At 65.5% G+C, this 5,595-nt stretch carries 3 protein-coding genes; all 3 read left to right on the top strand.

Annotation, left to right across the window (positions count from 1 at the left end):
• Positions 1–187 precede the first annotated feature (187 nt).
• On the top strand, positions 188–1,213 hold the full coding sequence (locus ACFVWT_RS22505) for a LacI family DNA-binding transcriptional regulator (protein WP_390251866.1): 1,026 nt from the start codon (positions 188–190) through the stop codon (positions 1,211–1,213).
• Between the two features lie 184 nt (positions 1,214–1,397).
• A complete protein-coding gene (locus tag ACFVWT_RS22510) occupies positions 1,398–2,156 on the top strand; it encodes a glucose 1-dehydrogenase (protein ID WP_390251868.1) in 759 nt (252 codons plus the stop codon).
• 199 nt (positions 2,157–2,355) lie between these two features.
• On the top strand, positions 2,356–5,442 hold the full coding sequence (locus ACFVWT_RS22515) for a glycoside hydrolase family 2 TIM barrel-domain containing protein (RefSeq protein ID WP_390251870.1): 3,087 nt from the start codon (positions 2,356–2,358) through the stop codon (positions 5,440–5,442).
• Positions 5,443–5,595 lie beyond the last annotated feature (153 nt).

The raw sequence follows: 5,595 nt of genomic DNA on the forward strand, positions 1-5,595 counted from the left end.
TGGGAGAGTAGGTCACCGCCGGAACACCATTCAGGTCGAGAGCCCCAACCACACGGTTGGGGCTCTCCCACTTTAACCACCACACCACACCCGCCCCTCTGAACGAACCCCCAAAGCGGGCGCTCTCTTACTTCCTGGGGCTTTTCGGGCAACGCTCTCGCGCTGCCGGCCCCTAGACTTACACTTCATGAGCCACACACCGTCCGGATACCCGGCCAAGCGGGCCACAATCCTTGACGTGGCCGCGGCTGCCGGGGTGTCGCGCCAGACAGTGACCCGGGCAATGAATGACATGCCCGGGATCAAGGAATCCACCCGCCAGAGGGTGCAGAAGTTGGCGCAGGAGCTCGGCTACTCCCCAAGCCGTTTTGCCAAGGGGCTCGTTCAGGGGGCAAGGACCTCAGTGGGTCTTGCTATCCCTGATCTCACCAATCCATATTTCCCGGCGTTTGCCTCAAGCGTCGTGGAACTCGCCACGCTCCGCGGGTGGCACGTGGTGGTGGACGATTACGGCCATGGCGGTCGCAGCGGGCTGGACGCCGTCGAGCATCTGGCCCCGCAAGTGGACGCGGTGATCGGCTACCTTGGCGGTTACGCCGACCAGGCGCAGGCCGTCCTGGGCCGTCGTCCGCTGATTGTCCTGGACGAAGCTCCGGGAAGCGCGGCCGGCAGCATCAACTTCGATTACCAGCATGCTGCGAAGCTGGCGGTGGACCATTTCCTGGAAGCGAAACGGCAGCACATTGTGTATCTTGAGGCGGCCTCAGCCTCCCACAGTCGCGAATCGGCGCCGTGCACTGTCCGCGGGAAAGCTATGGCCGGACGTCTGGACGAACATGGTGCGTTGTGGTCGCTCATCGTTGCCCCAGAGACAGCAGAGGCGGCCGCTGAGGCAGCAACTGCATTTCTTCGGGGCCATCCGGAGACCGACGGGATCCTGGCATTCAACGACCTGATGGCCGCCGGCGTCCTGAAGGCACTCTCCAGCTCGGGGCGCAGGGTGCCCGAGGACTGTGCGGTTATTGGCATGGACGGTATCCCGCTCGGCGAGCTTCTAAGTCCCCGGCTCAGCACCATGGCACTGGACCTCCGCGAGGTGGGAAGGTCCGCCGTCGAACTTCTCGACGGGCTGCTCTCCGGGGCAGTCAGTCCCGGATCGCAAACATCACGTATAACGCTGAGGCATCGTCTGGTCCTCCGGGAGACAGCGTGAGGCCACGATGCTGCGTGAGAGCGGGGGCAACTCGACCACCATTCTGAGTCGAAGTGCCCTTTCGGCTGTCCGCCGAGACCGTCAAGCTTGGATCGGGACTAAGGCGCGGATGCCCGTGATGCCTCAGCCCTGCAGCGCGAGCCGCACTCCGCGGCTCGGGACCAACTCTCGGACAGGAGCAGGCATGAGACGGCTGGACGGCAAAGTAGGCCTCATCAGCGGCGGATCACGCGGGATTGGAGCCGCGATAGCGCAGCGGATGCTCGAAGAGGGCGCGAAGGTGGTTGTCGGAGACGTCCTGGATCAGGAAGGAGCTGCCCTGGCCGCGGAGCTGGGCGGCGATGCCCGCTTCGTCCACCTCGACGTAACAAGCCCACATGACTGGCAGCAGGCCGTAGATGCCGCGGTCGTTGCATTTGGCAGTCTCAGCGTGTTGGTCAACAACGCCGGCATCGTGACTTTTGGCCGGATCGATCAGTATCCCCTTGAGGAATGGACCAGGATCATCGACGTCAACCTGACCGGCGTCTTCAACGGCATCAAGGCCGCTGCGCCGTCCCTGGCATTGAACGGGAACGCGTCGATCATCAACATTTCGTCAATCGCCGGTGTCCGCGGATACGAAAGCCTTGCCGGCTATACAGCGTCGAAGTGGGGAGTCCGCGGCCTGACAAAGAGCGCGGCCCTTGACCTGGGAAGATCCGGAACGCGGGTGAACTCGGTGCACCCCGGCGTCATTGAGACGCCCATGACAGCGGGCATGACGTTCGACACCGGCCACGTTCCGCTGCACCGGATCGGCCAGCCGCGGGAAGTGGCCGACCTTGTCGTATATCTGGCCTCTGATGAATCGTCTTTCATTACGGGCTCGGAGTTCGTGATCGACGGCGGTGAAACCGCCGGGACTGTGGCGCCCGAGGACGCCGGAGGCTCGCCCGAGTAATTGCGATAGCCGGACCACGCCTTCGCCCTGACCGGATGATTGGTCCGGCAGGGACAACAGGAATCATTGCCCCGAACCCTTTTCAATGACGCCGCATTCCCGTAATATCGTTTGGAACGTGAACGTTCACGAAAGTTAGTTAGCCGCAATCGTGCAGCACGCACGATCATCGGAACCCACCCCAGACCCGAGGACCGCCATGCCAGTTGAGCCCCCAACATCCAACCCCTCCTCAGCGGTAGGCAGCGTTGCTGGCTCGGGCACCGGCACGGCGGTAGGGCAGACCGCGCCCGCCCCGGAGCGGTCCCTCGAGGGCGCCGTCGAGCGGCCCCTCGACGTCGCCGCCGAGCAGGTCGCCGTCCTCGCTTCCGTGGCTCCCCCGCAGGGCACCATGCCGGCACGGGCCTACCTGGTGAGCGATGCGCCGCGTCTTTCGCTGAACGGTATGTGGAAGTTCAGGCTTCACGCCGGAATCAGGCAGGCTCCACAGGACGGCTGGCAGTCGGGCGGGGACCGTCCGGATTTCGGCGACCTTCCGGTACCGTCCAGCTGGCCCATGCACGGCCACGGAACACCCTGGTACACGAACGTTCAGTTCCCCTTTGCCGTGGAACCGCCGCATGTTCCGGACGCCAATCCTGTCGGCGACCTCTTTGTCGAGTTTGAGGCGGGACCGGAGTACTTCCCGTCAGCTTTGATCCGTTTCGACGGCATCGAGTCCGCCGGTACTGTGTGGCTGAACGGCACCTTCCTCGGCACCACGCGCGGCAGCCGCCTCGCCCACGAATTCGATGCCACGGGGGTGCTGGTACCGGGGAGGAACGTGCTCGCAGTCCAGGTGGCGCAGTTCTCTGCAGCCAGCTATGTGGAAGACCAGGACATGTGGTGGCTGCCCGGAATCTTCCGCGACGTGACGTTGCAGGCGCGCCCTTCAGAGGGAATCGACGACGTCTTCGTCCACGCGGATTACGACCACCACAGCGGCGAAGGCATCCTGCGCGTTGAGGCGAGCCGGGCAGGGGAGCCGATTGCCGCCGTCGTGCGCATCCCTGAACTGGCGCTGGACGCGCCCGCCGGCGAGGAGCACCGGCTCCCGGACGTCGAGCCGTGGTCGGCAGAATTGCCGCGGCTGTACGACGCCACGGTCAGCACCGCGGGCGAGACCGTCCGGGTGCAACTCGGCTTCCGCACCATCAGCATCGAGGATGCCCAGTTCAAGGTGAACGGCCGGCGTATTCTGCTCCGGGGCGTCAACCGGCACGAACACCATCCCAAGCTGGGCCGCGTGGTGCCCAGGGAGGTCATGGAGAGCGAGCTGCGGCTGATGAAGCAGCACAACATCAATGCCATCCGGACCTCGCACTATCCGCCGCACCCGGACTTCCTGGCGCTGGCGGACCAGCTTGGCTTCTATGTCGTGCTTGAATGCGACCTTGAAACGCACGGCTTCGAAGAGGGCGGCTGGCAGCAGAATCCCAGTGCGGATCCGCAGTGGCAGCAGGCCCTTGTGGACCGGATGTCACGGACTGTGGAGCGCGACAAAAATCACGCGTCGGTGATCATGTGGTCCCTGGGCAACGAGGCCGGCACGGGCGAAAACCTGGCAGCGATGTCCCGCTGGGCCAAACTCCGCGACCCCTCCCGGCCCATCCACTACGAGGGTGACTGGAGCTCCGCCTACGTGGACGTGTACTCCCGGATGTACGCAAGCCAGGCGGAAACGGAACTGATCGGAAGGGGCGTGGAATCCGCCCTGGATGATGCAGACCTTGACGCCCGGCGGCGCGCCATGCCGTTCGTCCTGTGCGAGTACGTCCACGCCATGGGCAACGGCCCGGGCGGCATGTCCGAATACCAGGAACTTTTTCACCTGCATCCGCGGCTGATGGGCGGCTTTGTGTGGGAGTGGTTGGAGCACGGCATCACCCGGACGGCTCCTGACGGGCAGGAATACTTCGTCTATGGCGGCGACTTCGGCGAGGAAGTCCACGACGGAAACTTCGTCACCGACGGCCTGGTGGATGCCCACCGCGTGCCGCGCCCGGGCCTTCTGGACTTCAAGAAGGTCATCGAGCCGCTAACCATCGAAGTGGCGGCGGACTGGTCGGGCTTCACGTTCACCAACCGCTTCGACTTCGCTGACACGTCGGGGCTGGAGTTCCGGTACACGGTGGAGGCCGACGGCGAGAGGGTCGACGGCGGTCTGGTTGACGTTGCGCCCGTGGCGCCACAGGAATCCGCCGCTGTGCGGCTGCCGGCCGGGCTGCTGGACCGCGCCGGGTTGGCCCCCGCTGTGCTGACGGTCCAGGCAGTCCTCAAGGAAGACGCCGCCTGGGCAGACGCAGGCCACGAAGTTGCGTGGGCGCAGGAGTCAGCCAACCTGCGCGTCGCCCCGACGCCTGCGGCTACTGCGGGTGTGCAGGAGGACGGCGACCTCCTTCGTCTGGGGCCGGCTGTCTTCGACCGCGCGACGGGTCAGCTTGCCCGGCTGGGCGGCACTGCTGTCGAGGGGCTCCGGCTGCTGCTGTGGCGTGCACCCACGGACAACGACCTTGGGGCGGAATGGGAAAGCCCGGATCCCCGCCCCGTCGCCACGCAGTGGCTGGAGGCCGGGCTCAACCGGATGCATGCCCGGCTGGTGGGCATGTCCTTCCGGCCCACGGCAGACGGCGGGGATGAGCTTGTGGTGCGGACGCGGGTTGCCGCCGCCGGCAAGCAGTTCGGGGTACTCGTCGAATACGCCTGGACCAGTGACGGCTCCAGCGTCAGCGTGCGGACAACGGTCAAGCCGGACGGATCGTGGGTCAACGCCGGCTGGCCAGTTCCATGGGCGCGCATAGGAGTGGAGCTCGTGATGGCGTCGGACACCAAGTCCGTGGAGTGGTTCGGCCAGGGACCGCACCACAGCTACCCCGATACCGGTCAGGGCACCAGGCTCGGCTGGTACAGCATGCCCCTGAAGAGCATGGACGTGGAGTACGTCCGGCCCCAGGAATCAGGCGCCCGTTCCGGCGTGTACTCTGCAGCGTTGGAGCTCGACGCCGGGCTGCTCACCGTGGGCGGCGAGCCGTTCGCAGTCACAGTGCGCCCGTACAGCCTGGCGGTACTGGAAGCCGCCACCCACCGGCCCGATCTTGTTCCGGACGGCCGCACCTACCTGTACCTCGATCATGCGGTACACGGAGTCGGTACGGCAGCGTGCGGCCCGGGGGTGCTGGAAGGCTATCGGCTGGCGCCGCGGGAGGCCGAGTTCTCATTCGTCCTTGCTGTGACTCAGTCCACATAAAGTCGTACCGCGCCGGAGAGCGTCCCGAGGCGGCGGATCAGGCCAAGAAACCCCGGCATTCCGGGGTTTTTTGGTGTGGTGGGGGTGTTTGGGGGTGGATTTGTGTGGGGTGCTGTGGGCGTGTAAAGTAATTCGAGTCGCCGCCGCTGATGC

This window comes from Arthrobacter sp. NPDC058288 (assembly GCF_042880995.1).
Lineage (GTDB): Bacteria > Actinomycetota > Actinomycetes > Actinomycetales > Micrococcaceae > Arthrobacter.